General features: G+C 68.8%; 13 protein-coding genes and 3 pseudogenes. 7 read left to right on the top strand and 9 right to left on the bottom strand.

Annotated features, from left to right (window positions below; genetic code table 11):
- The first annotated feature begins 164 nt into the window (after nucleotides 1–164).
- Together Sfulv_RS29330 and Sfulv_RS29325 are read left to right on the top strand one after the other, a co-directional pair.
- Nucleotides 165–689 carry a P-loop nucleotide/nucleoside kinase family protein gene (locus Sfulv_RS29330; protein WP_173317426.1) on the top strand — a complete coding sequence of 175 codons (525 nt, stop codon included), beginning with the start codon at nucleotides 165–167 and terminating at the stop codon, nucleotides 687–689.
- Nucleotides 690–1,044: 355 nt separating this feature from the next.
- Nucleotides 1,045–1,492, top strand: a pseudogene (locus Sfulv_RS29325) (IS110 family transposase); the annotation flags it as partial.
- Nucleotides 1,493–1,624: 132 nt separating this feature from the next.
- On the opposite strand, the gene Sfulv_RS29320 reads toward Sfulv_RS29325, so the two are convergent.
- The 4 genes from Sfulv_RS29320 to Sfulv_RS29305 all read right to left on the bottom strand — a co-directional run bounded on the left by Sfulv_RS29320 (nucleotide 1,625) and on the right by Sfulv_RS29305 (nucleotide 6,483).
- Complete coding sequence (locus tag Sfulv_RS29320) at nucleotides 1,625–1,921, bottom strand: hypothetical protein (RefSeq protein ID WP_173317424.1); 297 nt, start codon at nucleotides 1,919–1,921, stop codon at nucleotides 1,625–1,627.
- A gap of 230 nt (nucleotides 1,922–2,151) precedes the next feature.
- Nucleotides 2,152–3,276: an ISAs1 family transposase gene (locus Sfulv_RS29315; RefSeq protein WP_246353307.1), complete on the bottom strand. Its 1,125-nt coding sequence runs from the start codon at nucleotides 3,274–3,276 to the stop codon at nucleotides 2,152–2,154.
- A gap of 168 nt (nucleotides 3,277–3,444) precedes the next feature.
- The gene (locus Sfulv_RS29310; protein WP_173317422.1) at nucleotides 3,445–3,882 is read right to left on the bottom strand and encodes a hypothetical protein; all 438 of its coding nucleotides are present in this window, start codon (nucleotides 3,880–3,882) and stop codon (nucleotides 3,445–3,447) included.
- Nucleotides 3,883–5,937: 2,055 nt separating this feature from the next.
- Complete coding sequence (locus tag Sfulv_RS29305; protein ID WP_256669207.1) at nucleotides 5,938–6,483, bottom strand: ATP/GTP-binding protein; 546 nt, start codon at nucleotides 6,481–6,483, stop codon at nucleotides 5,938–5,940.
- Between the two features lie 20 nt (nucleotides 6,484–6,503).
- Between Sfulv_RS29305 and Sfulv_RS29300 the strand changes: the two genes are divergently transcribed.
- Complete coding sequence (locus tag Sfulv_RS29300; protein ID WP_246353306.1) at nucleotides 6,504–6,677, top strand: hypothetical protein; 174 nt, start codon at nucleotides 6,504–6,506, stop codon at nucleotides 6,675–6,677.
- A gap of 14 nt (nucleotides 6,678–6,691) precedes the next feature.
- Here the strand turns inward: Sfulv_RS29300 and Sfulv_RS29295 are convergent.
- Nucleotides 6,692–7,033, bottom strand: a pseudogene (locus Sfulv_RS29295) (transposase); the annotation flags it as partial.
- A 275-nt stretch (nucleotides 7,034–7,308) separates the two neighbouring features.
- Between Sfulv_RS29295 and Sfulv_RS29290 the strand changes: the two are divergent.
- The gene (locus tag Sfulv_RS29290) at nucleotides 7,309–7,755 is read left to right on the top strand and encodes a peptidoglycan-binding domain-containing protein (protein WP_173317420.1); all 447 of its coding nucleotides are present in this window, start codon (nucleotides 7,309–7,311) and stop codon (nucleotides 7,753–7,755) included.
- A 187-nt stretch (nucleotides 7,756–7,942) separates the two neighbouring features.
- Here the strand turns inward: Sfulv_RS29290 and Sfulv_RS29285 are convergent, their stop codons facing one another.
- Nucleotides 7,943–8,434, bottom strand: coding sequence for a transposase (locus tag Sfulv_RS29285; RefSeq protein ID WP_256669206.1), 492 nt, complete (start codon nucleotides 8,432–8,434; stop codon nucleotides 7,943–7,945).
- A gap of 242 nt (nucleotides 8,435–8,676) precedes the next feature.
- Here Sfulv_RS29285 and Sfulv_RS29280 point away from each other — a divergent pair, with 242 nt between their 5' ends.
- Nucleotides 8,677–12,573, top strand: a complete 3,897-nt coding sequence (locus Sfulv_RS29280; RefSeq protein WP_173317418.1) for an nSTAND1 domain-containing NTPase — start codon at nucleotides 8,677–8,679, stop codon at nucleotides 12,571–12,573.
- A gap of 368 nt (nucleotides 12,574–12,941) precedes the next feature.
- Here the strand turns inward: Sfulv_RS29280 and Sfulv_RS29275 are convergent, their stop codons facing one another.
- Complete coding sequence (locus tag Sfulv_RS29275; RefSeq protein WP_173317415.1) at nucleotides 12,942–13,142, bottom strand: hypothetical protein; 201 nt, start codon at nucleotides 13,140–13,142, stop codon at nucleotides 12,942–12,944.
- 498 nt (nucleotides 13,143–13,640) lie between these two features.
- On the opposite strand from Sfulv_RS29275, the gene Sfulv_RS29270 reads away from it, so the two are divergent.
- Both Sfulv_RS29270 and Sfulv_RS29265 read left to right on the top strand, forming a co-directional pair.
- Nucleotides 13,641–14,042 carry a hypothetical protein gene (locus tag Sfulv_RS29270; protein ID WP_256669205.1) on the top strand — a complete coding sequence of 134 codons (402 nt, stop codon included), beginning with the start codon at nucleotides 13,641–13,643 and terminating at the stop codon, nucleotides 14,040–14,042.
- Between the two features lie 372 nt (nucleotides 14,043–14,414).
- The gene (locus tag Sfulv_RS29265) at nucleotides 14,415–14,810 is read left to right on the top strand and encodes a DUF2690 domain-containing protein (protein WP_173317413.1); all 396 of its coding nucleotides are present in this window, start codon (nucleotides 14,415–14,417) and stop codon (nucleotides 14,808–14,810) included.
- Nucleotides 14,811–15,361: 551 nt separating this feature from the next.
- Here Sfulv_RS29265 and Sfulv_RS29260 read toward each other — a convergent pair.
- Nucleotides 15,362–16,453, bottom strand: a complete 1,092-nt coding sequence (locus tag Sfulv_RS29260; protein WP_173317411.1) for a ParB/RepB/Spo0J family partition protein — start codon at nucleotides 16,451–16,453, stop codon at nucleotides 15,362–15,364.
- Nucleotides 16,450–16,797: pseudogene (locus tag Sfulv_RS29255) on the bottom strand (ParA family protein); the annotation flags it as partial. The gene Sfulv_RS29260 and the pseudogene Sfulv_RS29255, both read right to left, overlap by 4 nt.
- Nucleotides 16,798–16,848 lie beyond the last annotated feature (51 nt).

Genomic DNA, 16,848 nt, shown 5'->3' with positions numbered 1-16,848 from the left:
GGCGAAGCATCCTGGTTGTCATAGGCGAGGCATCCGACTTGTCACACACGCTCAGTCAGCAGTCCTTCTGTCACCAGAGGCGAAGATCGAGAGCCCGGGGTTCTCTGCCCGGATCTTCTACTCTGCCCCTCCCTGCGGCCCGCACGACGCTAGCGTCGGATCTCATGATCGTATGGCTCAATGGCACCCATGGCGCAGGCAAGACGACGACCAGTGCGCTCGTGCAGCAGCTGATCCCGGATTCACGGGTGTTCGATGCCGAGAAGGTCGGCGAGACACTTATGGACATCACGCCGGGGCTGCCCTGGACGGGCAACTTCCAGGACTGGCCGCCGTGGCGTCCGCTCGTGGTCGAGACCGCCCGACGCGTCCTCGACTACACCGGCGGCACCCTGGTGATGCCCATGACTGTCTTGGTCGAGGAGTACTGGCGCGAGATCAGCACGGGCCTTGCCCAGCATGCGATTCCGGTTCGGCACTTCGTCCTCCATGCCGACCAGGACACCCTTCGCGGGCGCATCGCGGGCGACACCGTTCTTGGCCCCAACTCCCCGTTCCGGCTCAAGTACCTTGAGCCCTACGCTGAGGCGGCCCGCACGTGGCTGCACGCCGAGGCCGAGGTCGTCGACACCACGCACCTCATGCCCGCCCAGGCCGCCCAGCAGATCCCAGAGGCCGTGAAGAGTTGAGAGATTATGTGGGCCTTTCAACCCCAGGGCCCCGGCAAAGTCGTTGATCATGCGGTCAGGCAGAGGCTGATGAGGTGGTCGGTGTCGCGGGCGTGATGTCGTAGGGCGGCGGCGATTTTGTGGCTTCTGCCTGCCCTGTCGGGGGCTGATGCCAGTTTGGGACGATGCTGGGGTTCGTTCCGGCCGAACCGATGCCTCTGTGATGCCGGTGAGCTCGCAGGTCAGCGTGGTGCTGGGGGCCGTCCACGGGGAACCGTGGAGTGTTGCTGTGAAGCACGTGCGTCAGAATTCCTGATTCACTCTGGCCCTCCCGGAACGGCATGACGGGTCCGTCTGCCAGGGAGGGAGCAAGACCGTGGACGTGCTGCACGAACGCTGCGCCGGCCTCGACATCAGCAAGAAGGACGCCAAGGCGTGCGTCCGCACCCCGAACACGAAGCGGCGGGGGATCTTCACCACCGAGACCACGACGTGGGGATCGACAACGAACGCGGTCCTGAACCACCAACGTCACCTGCTCGCCGAACAGGTGACGTGGTGGTGATCGAGGCAACCTCGGACTACTGGAAGCACTTCTACTACGTGCTGGCCGAGGGCTTGAACGTGATCCTCGTCAACGCCCGGCAGGTCAAGAACCTGCCCGGCCGCAAGACGGACGTCTTGGACGCCGCCTGGCTGGCCCAGCTCGGCGCCCACGGCCTGGTCCGGCCCTCCTTCGTGCCGCCCCAACCGGTCCGTGACTACGGGACCTCACCCGCGCCCGGACCACCGCCAGCGCGCCGCCCTCTCCCCGTAGCCAGCGACCCGGCGGAGGTGGGTGACCTCCCGAGGTTTTGGGGAGTGCGGACGCGGTGGGGGCGACACCCCACGGGTGTCGCCCCCACCGCGCATCCGGGATCGGTGCTTTCCGCGTTACCTGTGCTCTGGTTCAACCGTCAATTGCACTTGGCTTCGATTCCGATGTTGGTGGCGACAGCTACGATGCTGCCGCACCGAACGCCGAACAGTCCGGTACCGGGGAGGACGGCTTCGCATGTGCGGGTGCCGAACCTGTTGACCTCCGTGCCGGGGACTGCGACCACGGAAATGGTCTCACCCGTGATGGGGTCTTCTGTTGTCACTTCGAGAGTGCACGAGTCCCCCGGAGCTGCGGAGGCTGTGGCCGCGCTGAGCGGCACGATGGAGGCAGCGCCGAGTACCGCCGCTACGAGCAGTCGCTTGAAGCGCATCATGGGGAGGGTCCTTCCGGGAGACGAGTGTGCGTCGGCCCGGGAAGGGTCTCGCCGGGACTTGCCTCTGAACTTCCTCGCACCTCGCCATCCGCGCAAGGGGTACCGGTGCTCCTGAGGTCCCTGGCATTTATCGGAGCGAATGAGGCGAAGTATGCCCAGCGGGTACGGCTGATTATTGTGAGGCCGTGGCTGAGTTCGGTTACTGGCCAGGGCCCCGGCAAGGTCGTCGATCATGATGTCAGGAAGAGGTTGCTGGGGCGGTCGGTGTCGCGGGCGTGATGTCGTAGGGCGGCGGCGATGTTCTGATGGCCGGCCAGACGTAGCAGGGTGATCGCGGTGTTGCGGAGGCAGGCCATGACGCGGGGTGCGTTTCCGGTGCGGACCTGGGAGCGGTCTTCGCCGAAGGTGACGTCGCGGACCCAGTGCAGGCGGTTTTCGATCTCCCAGTGCGACTGCACCCATGTGGCCAGGTGTGATGGGGGTGCGGTGTGGGTGTCCGCGCTGGTGATCAGGTAGACGATCTCGACTGTCCGTCGGCCCTTTCTGGTGACGGTGCGTCGCAGTTGGGCGATTTGCGCGGCCGAGGTGAACTCGATCCACGCCGGTACGTCGATGACCTTGATGGTCCGGGTGGCACGGCGCCCGTGGCCGCGTTCCGTCCTGGTGACGGCAGGTATGGAAGCCCAGGGAAGCCTCTTGAGCCGTACATACAAGGACTTCTGATTGGCCTTCACGGTCAGGACGTAATCACCGCCCGCTTCGGTCACGAGCGTCGCGGTGTCGTGCTGGGTGTGCAGCGCGTCCATCGTCACGACCACGTCGTCGAGGTCGAGGACTGCCAGAAGTTCCCGGGCCGCCGGGATCTCGTTGCTCTTCTCCTTCACCGCGACCTGGCCGAGCACCGCTCCTGACCCGTGAGCGAGCGCCGCGACCAGGTGCGGGGCCGGGGAGCCGCCGCCGCGTGCGCCCCGGACGGTTTTGCCGTCGATCGCAATCACCCGTCGGCCCGCCACGAGCGCGGTCCGCGTCGCAGCCCAGGCCCCCAGGACCAGGTCAAGACGGTCCGCGTCCAGCCTCGCGAACAGACGCCGCAATGTCGACTCGTCCACCGACTCCCGTTCCAGGCCCAGCCGTGTCAAAGCCACCGCCCCGGCGTCCCGGGCCCACTCCCCGATCGCCGTGAAGCCCCGTGCTCCGGAGATCACCGCGCACACCGCGACCGCGAGCAGGGCACCCACCGGATGACGGACCCCCCGCCGCCGGCGCGGATCGGGTATTCGGCCGAGGAGCTCGACGAGGAGCTCGTGATCCGGGACGGACGTGCGGACAGGCGCGGAAATGCGGGACGATGGCATGGCGCGGGCGTTTTCCCCTGGTCGGACAGAAGGCGTAGGAACCTCCATCCAACCGGACCGGAACACGCCCGCGCACCTCACCGCCCTGCAAAACCCCACGTCACAGAGCCACCAGACGACTTTGCCGGGGCCCTGCTTTCAACCCTGTCCGTTATCCGCCCTCTGGGGCTACTCGTGAAGGCTGTGTGCTGAGTCAGGTCCCTCTATTGGAGCCGGGCTCTCTTGAGTAGTGCCCGGCGGCTTGGGTTTGTCTTCTCCTGCCGGGAGAACACTGGCGTACAGCGACGCACCGGCCAGCAAGAGCAAAGCGCCGAAGAACGTGCGGCGGCGGGCCAGACGGAAGATCCCCCTCATCTGAAAAACGAATGCCTCCGCCAAAACCAGCTGTCGGTGCCCCAGGTACTCCCTGGTCTGGATGTCTTGCCTTGCGGACTCTGCTTGGTGAGCCGCCGCACCTCGTGCTGCATCGGCCCGCTCCTTCGCAGCAGTAACACGGTGCTCAGCTTCAGCGGCGACAGCTTCACGCAGATCTTTGGTGAGCTGACGTTTCGATGAGGAAGCCGGCAATTTGTCCAGGCTCTCCAAGCGCTGTTGAAGCGCCTCCATCGTGCTTCCGTGGGCCTCGACCGCTGCAGTCAGCGCCGCAAGGCGGGCTTGCCAGCCAGCGGCCGCGGCCGCCGCCGCAAGCTGAGACTCGTCCAGTTCGCCAACTTTATGGATGAGCGCCTTAACGGTCGTCTGCTGAGGACCCAGGTGGGCGGTCGGCGCGCAACCGACCGCCGCCCTGGCCCCACACGGGGCGCTGGGGCGGGGCTTCAGACGTGACGCCGGAGCTCACATCTGAGTCTGAAGCCCGAACGCAGAACGCTGCCGATGCGCTTGTTCCCGCCCTGTGCCCTCGCCAGGCGCCTCACTCAGTGAGCAACCTGGCCCCTGTTGTCCTCACTGAAGTAGAGGCGGTATTCAGCGCCATCGCGCACATTGGATGCGGCGACAGTCCAGACATTGGGGCTGGCGATGCGTCCGGCGTTACACGTTCCAGTGACCTTGAAGCAGGTACGCACAATGACTTCCCGATCGGGCCTGACATTGATGTCTGCGCAGGAAGTGGTCGTCCGGGCCCAGCCACTACTCGGCCACGCCACCGCGAACGACGTGTAATTGACGGCGTCGCCGAAACACGACTGGGCGGAAGCAGGCGCGGCGCTGGCAGGTGCCGCGGACACACCGGTTAGCCCGCCAACGGCCAGGGCGGTAGCAGCCCCCAGTCGAGCTGTGCGTGATATTACGTGCACGTCCTCCCCTTTCTGATCATGAACCGGGATCGAAGCGACGCGCGATCGACCCTGGCGAACTCCACCGGCCGTCGACCACACTCCGAGCTGAGGCCGAGCATCTCTCATCCGCTGCGGGACCGGTCCCGATGCGCGAGCATCGCACTGGTGTGCGGGCGGGATCCCGAACGGACGGGTCTATCGTCCGCGTCCCTGTCGTGGTGCGGGGGCGGTCTGCTGGCGGTGGGCGGGCGTGGCGGGTTCGGTGGGGGCGGGCTGTTTCAGCGGGGCCGTGTCGGGGGTGGTGGTGGAGCGGGAGCGGGCTGCGGTGGTGGAGACGCGGGGGCCGTTGGGCAGGGGCTGGCCGAGTGGTGTGGTGAGTGCGTGGTGGGTGGCCAGGAGCAGGCGGGCGGCGATGCTGGAGGGCGGGCCGGGCAGGTGGCTACCGGCGTGTTCTGGCCGCCCGTCTGGCCCGCGCGCACGGCGGCGGCGCGAGCACGTGGGAGCGGGCCGTCCGCGCCGCCCGGGCCGCGTACGCCCTCGAGGACGAGCACCAGGCGCAGGGGCCGGCCCCTGAGTAGAGCCCGCCGCCGCGCACGGCCCGGCCATGCCCTGCGGTCGGCCCGGCGCCCCGCGTCGGGCCGGAGAAGGTGCCAGCGCAGCGCCGCCCCGTCTTCCCCGAGACCACGCCCAACACCAGCCACCACCACCCCGCCCCCACAGCCAGGCAGCCAGGTAGAAGAGGGGAAGTCCGAGCACTCACCACGGGAAAACCGGAGGTTGACCTGGGATTGTGCAGGCGGCGGGCGAGTCCATGCGCGCCTGAAAGTGGAGGAGATAGCGGAGCAGATCGTGGAGGGCATAGCGGATCGGATAGTGGAGGGGATAGTGGGGCCCCGTCCGGTCTGGCCGCTGCGGCGCCCATCGGGCGGCGCAGCCCTCTGGAGCCAGCGCAGCGCCGCCCGCCTTCCCCGAGACCACGCCCGCCCACCGCCACCACACCCACCCCACCCACCACCCATAGCCAGGCAGCCAGGTAGAAGAGGGGAAGTCCGAGCACTCACCACACGCAAATCGGGGTCTGACCTGCGGGTACGCGAGGCTCCCGGATACCGGGGGGGCAACATCCTGTGCGACCCCCTGTGTGACCTCGGGCGGGCGAGCGCAGCAGCCAGCACGGCGGCCCCGATGGACGCGTGATGTCCAGCCGTCACCGGCCGGTCCGCCGTCCCTGCGCGTGACGGCTGGACATCACACTCGCCGGATTCGTCGTGGTGAGTGGCGCCGCCCATGTCGCTGACCTGCCATGGTGAGTGGCCGGCAGGAAAACTCACCACGGCCGCGACCTCCACCACGAAAACTCACCATGGAAACTCACCATGGCAGGTCAGGGGCGTGCCGGGCAGTCGGTGTTGACGACCTGGACCTCGCGGACGTCGGCGGTGAACTCCGAGGCGCGGGTCTCGGTGAACTGGCCGCCGTCGTTGAGGGCGGGCGCGCTCCAGGTGATGGTCCAGGTCGCGGTCGCGGTGCCCTGGTACCGGCCTTCCGGCTGCTCGGAGGAGGGCCGCTCGTAGAGGTGCCCGCAGTCCGGCGACATGGCCTTGCCCCGCGACTTCGCGTACGGGGTGCCCGGGCCACGGCAGGTGACCGTCGTGCCGTCACCCATCGCCCACCGCACCGACGTGACCTTCGCCGTTGCGGTCACGGTGACGCCCCCCGCCGTGGCCGACGCGCTGGCCGGCCCGAACGTGGTCGACGAGGGCGTGGCCCACATCCACATCGGCATCCCGACCACATACGTCCCCGCGGCCCGGGGGCTGGCCACCTGCGGGCCCTCCAAGCGCATCGAGGCCGCCGCCCGCCGTGCGACCAGCTCCGGGTCGATGGTCGGAGCCGCCGGGCCGTCCTCGCCGTTCGGAACGAACACCACGCCGCCCCGGCCGCCTTCCCGTGTCCTTCGAGTCCTATCGCCTCCCTCCAGGCCAGCTTGCGCAGTCGCTGAACCAGGCCGGGTTCACCATCGACGCTCAACTGGTGCAGGAGCCCGACGAAAAGCTGACATGGAAGATCGCCAGCTTCCTTGCCCACAAGCCGATCTCCCAGGAGGCCGGCTTGACTTCTTAGCCCCCTGAGATGTCTTTGAGGGCCCTGACGTGCGAGCCGTCGATCGCAGCGTCGTCCATCTCCAGCAGGCCCTCTTTACGCAGTTCCGCCAGGAGAACCTCATGCGGGCGGGGCCGCACTCCGGCCTCGGTCCAGTCCCGCAGACGCCGCCAGGCCGTCACACCACTGCAGCCCACCAGCTCCGCGGGAACGTCCCGCCAGCTCACACCCTTGCGCAACACGTACACGATGCCCCGCAGGGCAGCACGGTCATCAGCCGGCAGCCGCCCGGGATACCGGTGCCGACGAGGCGGACGAACCGGCAGCAGCGGGGCTATGCGTTCCCACAGGTCATCAGGCACAAGATCAGCAGACACCCGCCAGGTCCTGCCGACCCGACACCCAACTGCCAAGCCACCACACCGATCTCCTTCTGAAATGATCAGAAATCACCACAGACAAGAGTTAATCAGTTGTTCGCAGCAGCAGAGGGGGCTACTGAACAATCCCTGAGACGCTGTGCTTGTCCTCAGCAGGCGCCGGATTCCGACCAGCCGGGGCCTTCATCCGGCACCCGCGTCGCCGTGTGACTCGTGATCAGTGCACCATGGCGTCGGGTGCGCCCTTTCAGCCCGGACCAGAGGAGAAACGAATGCGAGTTCTGACCAGGGCGCTCGTCAGCGCCACCGCCGTCGTCGGAGTCGCCGCGGGGAGTCTGGCGGGAGCGGGCGCAAGCTTTGCGGCGTCCACGCCGGTCTCCAAGCCGGCGGCCGCCCAGGCGGTTGCTCCGCTCGCAGTGAATAACCTCGGCCTGAACACGACACAGGCCATGAACATGCAGCGCTGGCTGCGAGGTTTCTACAATTACACCGGCCTGATCGACGGCCAGCTCGGCACCAACAGCTGGAAGGCGTTCCAGCGCAACCTCAAGGAACACTGGGGCTACACCGGTGCCATCGACGGTGTCGTCGGCACCGGCACGAAGAAGGCCCTCCAGCGCAACCTCAAGGCCGAATGGGGCTACACCGGCGCGATCGACGGGGTCTTCGGATCGGGGTCGCAGGCAGCGTTCCAACGGATGGCCAATGCCCACGCCTAGTTCTGCTGACCTCAGTAGCCACCGCGTGACTCTCGTGCTTCGCACCGGTGGCCAGGGGCGGGGAGTCCGGGGCGCCCGGCCCTCCTGGCTTCGACACCTCCGCCCGACCACCGTGGACCAGCGGTCAGGAGTCGCCCCCGGCGCAGCTTCGGACGCTGACTCTGTCGGGGATCTTGGTGTCGTCTGCTCAGTCTTTGGCGGACCGCCAGGACCTCGGCCGGGGGATCCCGTGTTGGTCCAGGAAGTTCTGGAAGGCGGTCGGCGGCCGTCGGCTGAGGCGCTCAATGTTCGCGGCGATGGCCGTGAACACGTGCTGTAGGTGGGCTTTCTGCTGTCCCCGGTAGCGGCAGCGGCGCATGCCGTGCCCGTGGGCGAGTTCGTTGATGGTGCCTTCCACTCCGGAGCGAACCGCGTAGCGGGCTTGCCAATGGGGTGTCTGTTGCTCGGCGCGCACTTGGAGTTGCAAATCGCGGAGTTCTCGCGGAGGAAAGCCCACAGTTCGGGCGCTGTCGGCGGTGGTCGTGCAGCGGATGCGGACCGGGCAGGGGCGGCACTGGCTCTTGGGGAACCGTGCCACGATCAGAGGTGCCGCGGTGGGTGAAGATGTCGGGTAAGGGCCGTGCCATCCCGCGCTGGTCTCGCCCTGCGGGTGGCCGGTGCCGGCCACCGCCCCGGCCATTCGACCGCCGTACGCCGTTGTTCAGCAGGCCCTGTCCCGGCGCCGAACAACCCGGAGGCACCAACCGGCGGGGCGAACCGGCCGCGGCCGATCGTGAAGACCGGGTGAACGCCCGTGTCCCACGCGTGGTTACCCGGCAGTCCGGTTGCGGTCGCACCTCCTGACTTCCTACCGTGGGCGTCCGAGCAGACGCACGAGGTAATGCCGTGGTGGCGACTCGGGCCGAGCGGGGGTGGGGGCACGTGTCGGGACAGCCAGGGCCGGGGCGCATCGAGGGTGAGCTGGATCCGGAGGCCGGACCGGTACCGCGGTTCGCCGCCGGACTGCGGGCGCTGCGCGAGGCCGCGGGGAAGCCCACGTACCGGGCGATGGCTCAGCGGGCGCGGTACGGAGTGACCACCCTGTCGCAGGCGGCGGCCGGGAAGCAGTTGCCCACCCGCGCGGTGACGCTCGCCTACGTGAAGGCGTGCGGCGGCGACGTGATGGAGTGGGAGCAGCGCTGGCGCGAGGCGTCAGCCGAGCTCGCCGCCGAGGCCTCCGGTGACGAGACCTCCCGAGCGCCGTACCGCGGCCTGACCCGGTTCGAACCGGGTGACGCCGAACTCTTCTTCGGCCGCGACCAGCTCCTGGAGCGGCTGACCGAACTGAACCGCAGACACCGCCTCACCGCCGTCTTCGGACCCTCCGGCAGCGGCAAGTCCTCGCTGTTACGCGCCGGCCTGATCCCCCGGCTGCGCACCCCGCCCCAGGACGCGGGCGACGGGGACCGCGAGATCGCTCCGGCGGCCGTACGGATTTTCACGCCCGGCCCCGACCCGCTGCGCACGCACGCCGACCGGCTCACTCCCGTGCCCGACACCGACGCCGAGACCTGGCTGCTCGTCGACCAGTTCGAGGAGCTGTACACCCTCGGTGCCGACCCGGCCCATCGGGACACCTTCATCGACCGCCTCGTCGCCGCCACCGACGCCGACAGCCGGCTGCGCGTCCTCATCGCGGTGCGGGCCGACTTCCTCGGCCGCTGCGCGGAACACCCCGGCCTCACCGCCGCGTTGCAGGGCGCCACGCTGCTCGCCGGGCCGATGAGCCGTGCGGAGCTGCGGGAAGCCATCGTGCGCCCGGCCGCCGCGGGCGGCCTGATCGTCGAACGTTCCCTGACCGACCGTCTTCTCGACGAGGTCGAGGGCGCCCCGGGCGGGCTGCCGATGATGTCCCATGCCCTGCTGGAGACCTGGCGCCACCGCAACGGCCGGCTCCTGACGGAGGCCGCGTACGAGGCGGCCGGCGGACTGCACGGCGCCGTCGTCCGTACCGCCGAGCAGGTGTACGGCGAACTCACCCCGCCCCAAACCGAGGTGGCCCGCCGTGTGCTGCTCCGGCTCATCACACCCGGCGACGGGGCGGCGGACACCCGCCGCCCCACCGAGCACGCGGAGCTCGACTTCGGCAGTCCCGCCGACACCCACGTGGTGCTGGAACGCCTGGTCCGCGCCCGCCTCATCACCTTCGACGACGGCACCGTCGACCTCGCCCACGAAGCCCTCATCACCGCCTGGCCCCGCCTGCACGCCTGGATCGACGCCGAACGCGATCGATTGCGCGTCCACCGCGCGCTCTCCGAGTCGGCACGCACCTGGCAGGCGCTCGGCCGGGAGAGCGCCGCGCTCTACGCGGGCTCCCGGCTGGACGCCGCCCGCGACGCCTTCCCCAAGGACACCACCCGGCCGAACGGCACCACGGCAAAGGCCCGGGAGGACGGGGACAACCGCCGCGGCGCCGAACTCACGCCCCTGGAACAGCAGTTCCTCACCGCCTCGCTCCGCCGCCGGCACCGCACCGCGCGACTGCGGCGTACGGTCGTGGCCCTGCTCGCCGCTCTCGGGCTGCTCGCCACCGGCACCGCCGTCGCCGCCCTCCAGGCGCGCGCCACCGCGCAGGCCGAACGGGACGCCGCCGTCTTCGGCCGCCTCACCACCGAGGCCGACAGCGTCCGCGAGATCAACGCCGGGCTGGCCGGCCGCCTCGACGTCGCCGCGCACACCATGCGCGCCACCCCGGACACCCGGACCCGGCTGGCCTCGCACGCGGGCCGGACGCTGGCCACCCGGCTGCCCGGCCACACCGGTCTCGCCAGCTCCGTGGCGTACGCGCCCGACGGCCGCACCCTCGCCAGCGGCGGCCACGACGGCACGGTCCGGCTGTGGGACACCGCCGTGCGGCCCGGGTCGGCGCACCGGCCCGGAGATCTGGGGAAACCGCTGGGGAGACCGCTGCGATTCCGTACGGGCCCGGTCGGCGCGGTCGCCTTCGTACCGCAGGGCGGTGACCTCCTGGCGGCCACCGGCAAAGACGGCGGCATCCAGTTGTGGGACGTACACGACCGGGATCAGCCCCGCTCCGTCGGCCGGCCGCTGGTGAGCCACGACAAGGAGAACGTCGTCTCCGTCGCGTTCGCCCCCGACGGCCGGGCGCTGGCCACCGCCGGAGACGACGGGACCATACGGCTGTGGGACCTGAGCGACCCGGACCGGCTCACACCGCTCGGCGAGCCCGCCGAGGCCGACGCGTCCGAGGAAGGCAGCGTCCGCGCCGTCGCGTTCGCCCCCGACGGGGACACCCTGGCCACGGCGGGCTTCGACGGTGCCGTACGGATGTGGCGCATCGATGGGGACGACGGGATCGAGCCGCTCGGCGAGCCGCTGCGCGAACACACCGCCTCGGTCTGGACGGTGGCCTTCTCCCCGGACGGCCGGACGCTGGCCACGGCCGGCTTCGACGACACCGTACGGCTGTGGGGCGTGTCCGACCCGGACCGCGTCCGGCCGCTGGGCGATCCACTCACCGAGCACACCGCGCCCGTCATGTCGGTGGCCTTCAGTTCCGACGGCCGCACCCTGGCGAGCGCGGGGGAGGACAACGCGCCGATCCTGTGGAACGTGGCCAACCCCGAATATCCGCAGCAGCTCGGAGAGCCGTTGGCCGGCCACACGGAGGCCGTGTGGGAGGTGGCTTTCAGCCCCGACGGCCGCACCCTCGCCAGCACCGGCGCCGACCACAGCGTCCACCTCTGGCACCGGCCGCCGACCGTTCTCACCGACTTCACCAACCCGCTGACCTCCGTCGCCCACAGCCCCGACGGCCGCCTGCTCGCCGCCGCCAGCACCGACGACGCGCTGATCCGCCTGTGGGACGTCGACGAGCCGGGCCGCCCGCGCCGGATCCCACGGATGCTTACCGGCCACAGGGACGAGGTACTGGCCGTCGCGTTCGCCCCGGACAGCCGCACGGTGGCCGGCGGCTCGCTGGACGGCACCGTACGCCTGTGGGACGTCTCCGCGCCCGAACGCCCCGTCCCGCTCGGCGAACCACTGGACACGCACGACGGCGGCGCCATCACCCTCGCGTTCACCCGGACCAGCCGCACGCTGGCCACCGGCGGCGAGGACGGCACGGTGCGGCTGTGGGACGTACGCGACCCGGCTCGTGTACGGCCGCTCGGCGCACCGCTGCGCGGCCACGGTGACGCCGTCCGCTCCGTCGCCTTCGCACCGGACGGGAAAACGCTGGCCACCGGCGGCGAGGACGGCACGGTGCGGCTGTGGCACGTGCGCGACCCGGCGCGTGCGCGGGTCGCCGGTGAAGCTCTCACCGGGGACGACGAGTCGGTCAACGCGGTCGCCTTCGCCCCAGACGGGAAGACGCTGGCCACCGGCGGCGAGGACCGCACGGTACGACTGTGGGACATACGCCGACCGGATCGCGCCCGGCAGACCGGGGAGGAACTGGACGGGCACCGCGGGCCGGTCAGGTCGGTAGCCTACTCGCCTGACGGGAAGACACTGGCCACCGGCAGCAGCGACCACACGGTCCGGCTGTGGGACGTGGCACAGCCGGACCGTGCCGAGCCCGCCGGCGGGGAACTCACCGGACACCTCGACACCGTCACCTCCGTCGCCTTCAGCCCGAAGGGCGACACCCTTGCCTCCGCCGGCTACGACCTGACGGCCCGGGTGTGGCTCCTGAACACGCACTACGCCGCGGTCTACGTCTGCGACCACACCGGCGGCATTCTCACGCGTGCCGAATGGGAGGAGCACCTGCCGCAACTCGGACACCGGACGGTGTGCGACACCCCTTGAGCGGTACCCGTTGCACATATCACCTGCACGCGCCCCCTGGCTGCGCCCCCGGCGACAGGCCGGCGGCCGGGCGGGATGGCAGTGCTCAGGGGGTGAGGCTCAGAGGGTGCTGAACTTCAGCACGGCGCCGTCCTCATGGTGTGCAACGACGCTCGCCTTCAACTCGTCACCGAACCCGGCCTCGCCGCCCAGCTGTATCACGGTGTCCGGCGTCTAGAAGATGAGGGAGTCGTCGGCCACGGTGACATGCACGCTCACCCCGTTCGCCGTGGTGTCCGCCGTGGAGGTCACCAGGACCTCGCACGCGCCGTCCGAGCAGGCGTCGGTGTTCATTTCCGTCCGCCGCCTTGGGCAGCGGACCGGTGGGGTCAGACGGGGGGCGAGTCCGTCCCCTCGCCGGGCTCTTTGTGCTTCCAGCCCGCAGAGCACTGCTTCGCCCGCTCGTGCTCCAACTTCTTCAGCCAGGAGGCCAGCAGCCGGTCGGCCGCGGGAACGCCCGACGCGTTGAGCTCCTTAAGGTCGCGGTCCACGGCTTCCACCGCGCTCGGTGTCCCGGAGAGGTAGCTCATGGCAAGGAGTTCGGCCGACGGGCCGGCCTCTGCCGGATTCCGGATCTTCTTCAGATCCGCCGCGCTGTCCTTCCGAGGTTCTCGAGCGTGGTCATCGACTCGCACAGACCGCCGACCCACTGCACCAGCTCCTTGGACGGCGACCGTGTCAGCGCAGGCTCGGCTGACCGCATCGTGATCAATTTTGACCTGTCGCAGCAAAGGCTGAGCGTTCTCATCGAAGGTTGAGCGCAGAACGGCGCGGGACAGGACGGGCCGGGACCGTGTGACGTCCTCCACTGCCCTGGGTTCTACCGCGCGCTTGCCAGCGCCACCCCGTCCCGGGCGCAGCCGCGAATTGTTCAGGGGGACGGATCAGGTTACTGAACAACCAGGCGGATGCTGGAATCGGTGCAGCGGGGCACCGGCTGGCCGGCTCGGATCCGAGCACACAGGGTGCCTGGGCTCCGGCGGCGTAGGAATTCCCCGCCGTACCGTTTCCGACTGAAGGGCGATGACGTGAACCGTATCCGCCGACTGACAGCCGCCACCCCGGTGGCCACCGCCGGTATGCGCCGACGGGCCGCGACGACTGCCGTGACGCTGACCATGGCGGGCACACTCGGGTTCGGCGCGATGACGCCGGTGGCCTCTGCCGCTAACGGGCCCTGCTATGACGGGCGATGCAAGATCACCGTGTCGGCGCCCAAGACCATCAAGGTGGACAGTCGCAAGTTCGGGTTCGGGAAGTTGAAGATCACAAGCGTCAGCTCCCGATTCGTGAAGATGTCGGCCGCCGACGGGCGCCTCAGCGGCAGCACCAGCCCGGGCGGTACCGTCAAGTTCAACAACCTGAAGATTTGGGTGAAGTCGGTCTCCGGCAAGAAGGCCAAGCTCCAACTGTTCCCTACGCGGTACTGAGCCTGTCGTCGAACCCCAGCGCGTTTCTCTCGCGCCAGAGTTCAACGTTTCCCGGATGGCAGGCGTGGCCCTCCTCGCGCTTCGAGATTCGAGCAACGGAGCGCGAGGAACCGGCCGCTTCGACGAGGCTTCTGCGCGCAGAACCTGCCTCACTCCACTCAGCGACCACACTCCGACGAGACCCGCGGACCGCACAAACTTCGATGAGAATGCTCAACCTTCGCTGCAAGAGATCAGTTGGACCGGGGTGACTATCAGTCGTCTTGGCTGACTGATCCCGCCAACTGACGAATTCACCGAGGCTGGTCACGGCAGATTCCTGCTCTACCCGACTTGGCCTCAGAATGAGCAACGACCAGGAGGACGTCAAGCATGAGTACTCGCAATACCTTCGTTGGAACCTTCGCCGCAGCAGCCCTCACCTCAGCCATGCTCACCGTGGTGACTCCAACCACGGCTCAGGCCGCCGAAGGCTGCACCTACGACAACCCCAGGACGGTCGCGTCCACCTCGATTCGCTCCCGCGGCATCGAGCTGCGATACAACGGAACGTGCGCATGGGGCAGGATCACCAACGGCTCCGTGGGCGACCTGGTGTGGGTGGACCGCAGTTTCGACGGCGGCCGAAACTGGACACAGCTCCACGTCGCTAGGATCAACACTGGCGGCAGCCAGAAGACTGAGGCGTATAACAACAAGCGTAACCTCATGCGAGCCTGCGGCAAGGCTAGCAACTATCCCGAGGTCGCCTGCACCACATGGTGGTGATCCGACACCATGGCAGAGGCCGCCAGGAAATCCAGGCGACCTCTGCCATCTCGTCGACGAGGCCGCCGCCCGCGCTGCCGTGAGCGAGGTGGTAGGCGACTGCCAGCCTGTTCACCGCAGGGGGCCTGCGTAGACCCGTTCCGTGTTCGGCGAGCGGCCCTTGCTACGCAATCCCGCCAGCACCACCGTCTCTGACCCGGCCGCCGCCAAGGCCCCGGACCTGATCGGCCGCGCCCGAGACCCGTTCCTTCACCGACCGCCCGATCAGCGAGGGCCGCGAATGCCGAGGTGGAGGCGTATCCGCTGTCGGCGAGCCAGAGCAGGACGGGATGCGCACAACCGGTGCGCTGCTGATCGCAAACCGCGGCGCGCACGGACCCGACGCCCGGTGGCTGGCCCCGCGGCCACTTCGCACGTACGCGGGGCCAGCTGTCTTATGAAACAGGCGCCGCCTACCGAGACGCGTGGCAGTGCTCTGCACTAAGAAGTGCGGGCAAGAGCAGGGGGCTCCTCTCCAGGACGATCCCCGCCCCGGATCGACGACCTACTGCTCAGCTGCTAGCCGCTTCGCTGTGCACGGTGAGAAGCCGCGACAGGAGGACCTGTTGCTGCTCAACTGCCATCTTCTGCACCACCAGTTCCGCGATAGCGTCGCCGTCGTGCCATGGCATTTTGGTCACACGGCCAATCGGCACGAAGGCCGATTCCCCCGGTGCCAACTCCGGAAGGTCTGCCTGCTGTGGGTCGGCTTCCGTGCGCTGGGTTGGCAGCTCGTCAGGAGCGTCCCCCGCCTTTGGGTGAGCGGTTGAGTTATCACGGCGTGATAGGTCTGGCTGCCCCTGCGGTGCGGTCAGCACAACGGTCGGTGCCTCAGGCTGCGTCGTCGGGGCGACGCTCTGCACCACTCCCCCGCTCGGGGCGACCGAAGACTCCTGCTTGACGGAAGCAGCTGCTCGCGCATCCGCCTTCTGGCGCTGCTCCTCCGGGGGCAATTTAGCTAGGTTCCGCACGTGCTCGATTGTGCGGCGGCCCGCGACGAGGTCCGCTTGAAGTTCGGGATTGAGGTCGAGGATCGACAGCTTTGACGAGATGGTCGACTGACCGATGCCCAGCCTCTTGGCCGCCTTGTTCTGCGATCCGTAGAACTCGACGAGCTTGCGAAGAGCCTGTGCCTGCTCGAGAGGATTCATGTCGTCGCGGTGGACGTTGGCGACGAAGGCTGCTTCTAGAAGGGATTCGTCGGTGGAGACGAGGGCGTTGTCGACGCTGACCCTGATCGTCGGAGCCCCGGCAAGCCGAGCAGCCTCGAGGCGGCGGTGGCCATCGATGACGATGTAGCTGACGCCTTCGTCCAGGTCCTTTGCCCTGTCCGGGCGCTCGGCGAGGTAGGCACCCACGCTGGCGATCGTGATGGCGTTGATAAGCCCGATCTCGCGGATGCTGTCGGCCAGGCCGTCGAGGTCGCGGAGCTCGGCCCGCGGGTTATCGGGATTCTGGCTGATCTCGTCGAGGGGGAGTTCGGTGGGATCGGGGACTCCATCGGTCGCCGCTCCGGTGGCGGCCCCGATGGCTGCTCGGCGTGCGCTGATGGGGCGTGCCTGGGCGAAGGATGATCCGGCGCCGAGGTTCTTGGCCTTGCTCACTTGCTGATCTCCCGGGCGAGGGCGCGCAATGCGACGGACTGGTCGCAGCGGGGCGAATAGGCGAGGAGGGGTCGCTTGGCGCGGACGGCCTCCTTCTGTTCCTTGAGGTCTCCGATGACGCCGACGACTCGGGGATCCTTTATGTCCATCCAGGACTGTAGGGATGAGGTGGCGATGTAGCCGCGGCGGGCGTCGTAGTGGTTGACGACGAGCCCGAGGTAGTCGACGTCAAGTCCGAGGTCGGTGCGCATGTCTTCGATCTGGGACGTGAGGAGTCCGTAGGCGTCGGCACTGCTGTCTTCGGCCTGGACCACGATGAGGGCGCCTGAGTTGCCTGGGGACTCCTGTCGGTGGCAACGCGGGTGGGGTAGATCGGTCGCTGAAGGGCCCTACAA

The organism is Streptomyces fulvorobeus (genome assembly GCF_013167895.1).
In the GTDB taxonomy this organism is placed as follows: Bacteria; Actinomycetota; Actinomycetes; order Streptomycetales; family Streptomycetaceae; genus Streptomyces; species Streptomyces fulvorobeus.
Note: the sequence above shows the minus strand (reverse complement) of the source record. Positions and strands in the feature narration are given on the sequence as shown.

Excerpts from the sequence above, each read along its gene's own strand:
- Sfulv_RS29330 (WP_173317426.1), top strand. The coding sequence starts at position 165 with ATGATCGTATGGCTCAATGGCACCCATGGCGCAGGCAAGACGACGACC.
- Sfulv_RS29275 (WP_173317415.1), bottom strand. The coding sequence starts at position 13,142 with ATGAGCTACCTCTCCGGGACACCGAGCGCGGTGGAAGCCGTGGACCGC.
- Sfulv_RS29265 (WP_173317413.1), top strand. The coding sequence starts at position 14,415 with ATGAGTACTCGCAATACCTTCGTTGGAACCTTCGCCGCAGCAGCCCTC.
- Sfulv_RS29290 (WP_173317420.1), top strand. The coding sequence starts at position 7,309 with ATGCGAGTTCTGACCAGGGCGCTCGTCAGCGCCACCGCCGTCGTCGGA.
- Sfulv_RS29310 (WP_173317422.1), bottom strand. The coding sequence starts at position 3,882 with ATGGAGGCGCTTCAACAGCGCTTGGAGAGCCTGGACAAATTGCCGGCT.
- Sfulv_RS29320 (WP_173317424.1), bottom strand. The coding sequence starts at position 1,921 with ATGATGCGCTTCAAGCGACTGCTCGTAGCGGCGGTACTCGGCGCTGCC.
- Sfulv_RS29285 (WP_256669206.1), bottom strand. The coding sequence starts at position 8,434 with ATGGCCGGGGCGGTGGCCGGCACCGGCCACCCGCAGGGCGAGACCAGC.
- Sfulv_RS29315 (WP_246353307.1), bottom strand. The coding sequence starts at position 3,276 with ATGCCATCGTCCCGCATTTCCGCGCCTGTCCGCACGTCCGTCCCGGAT.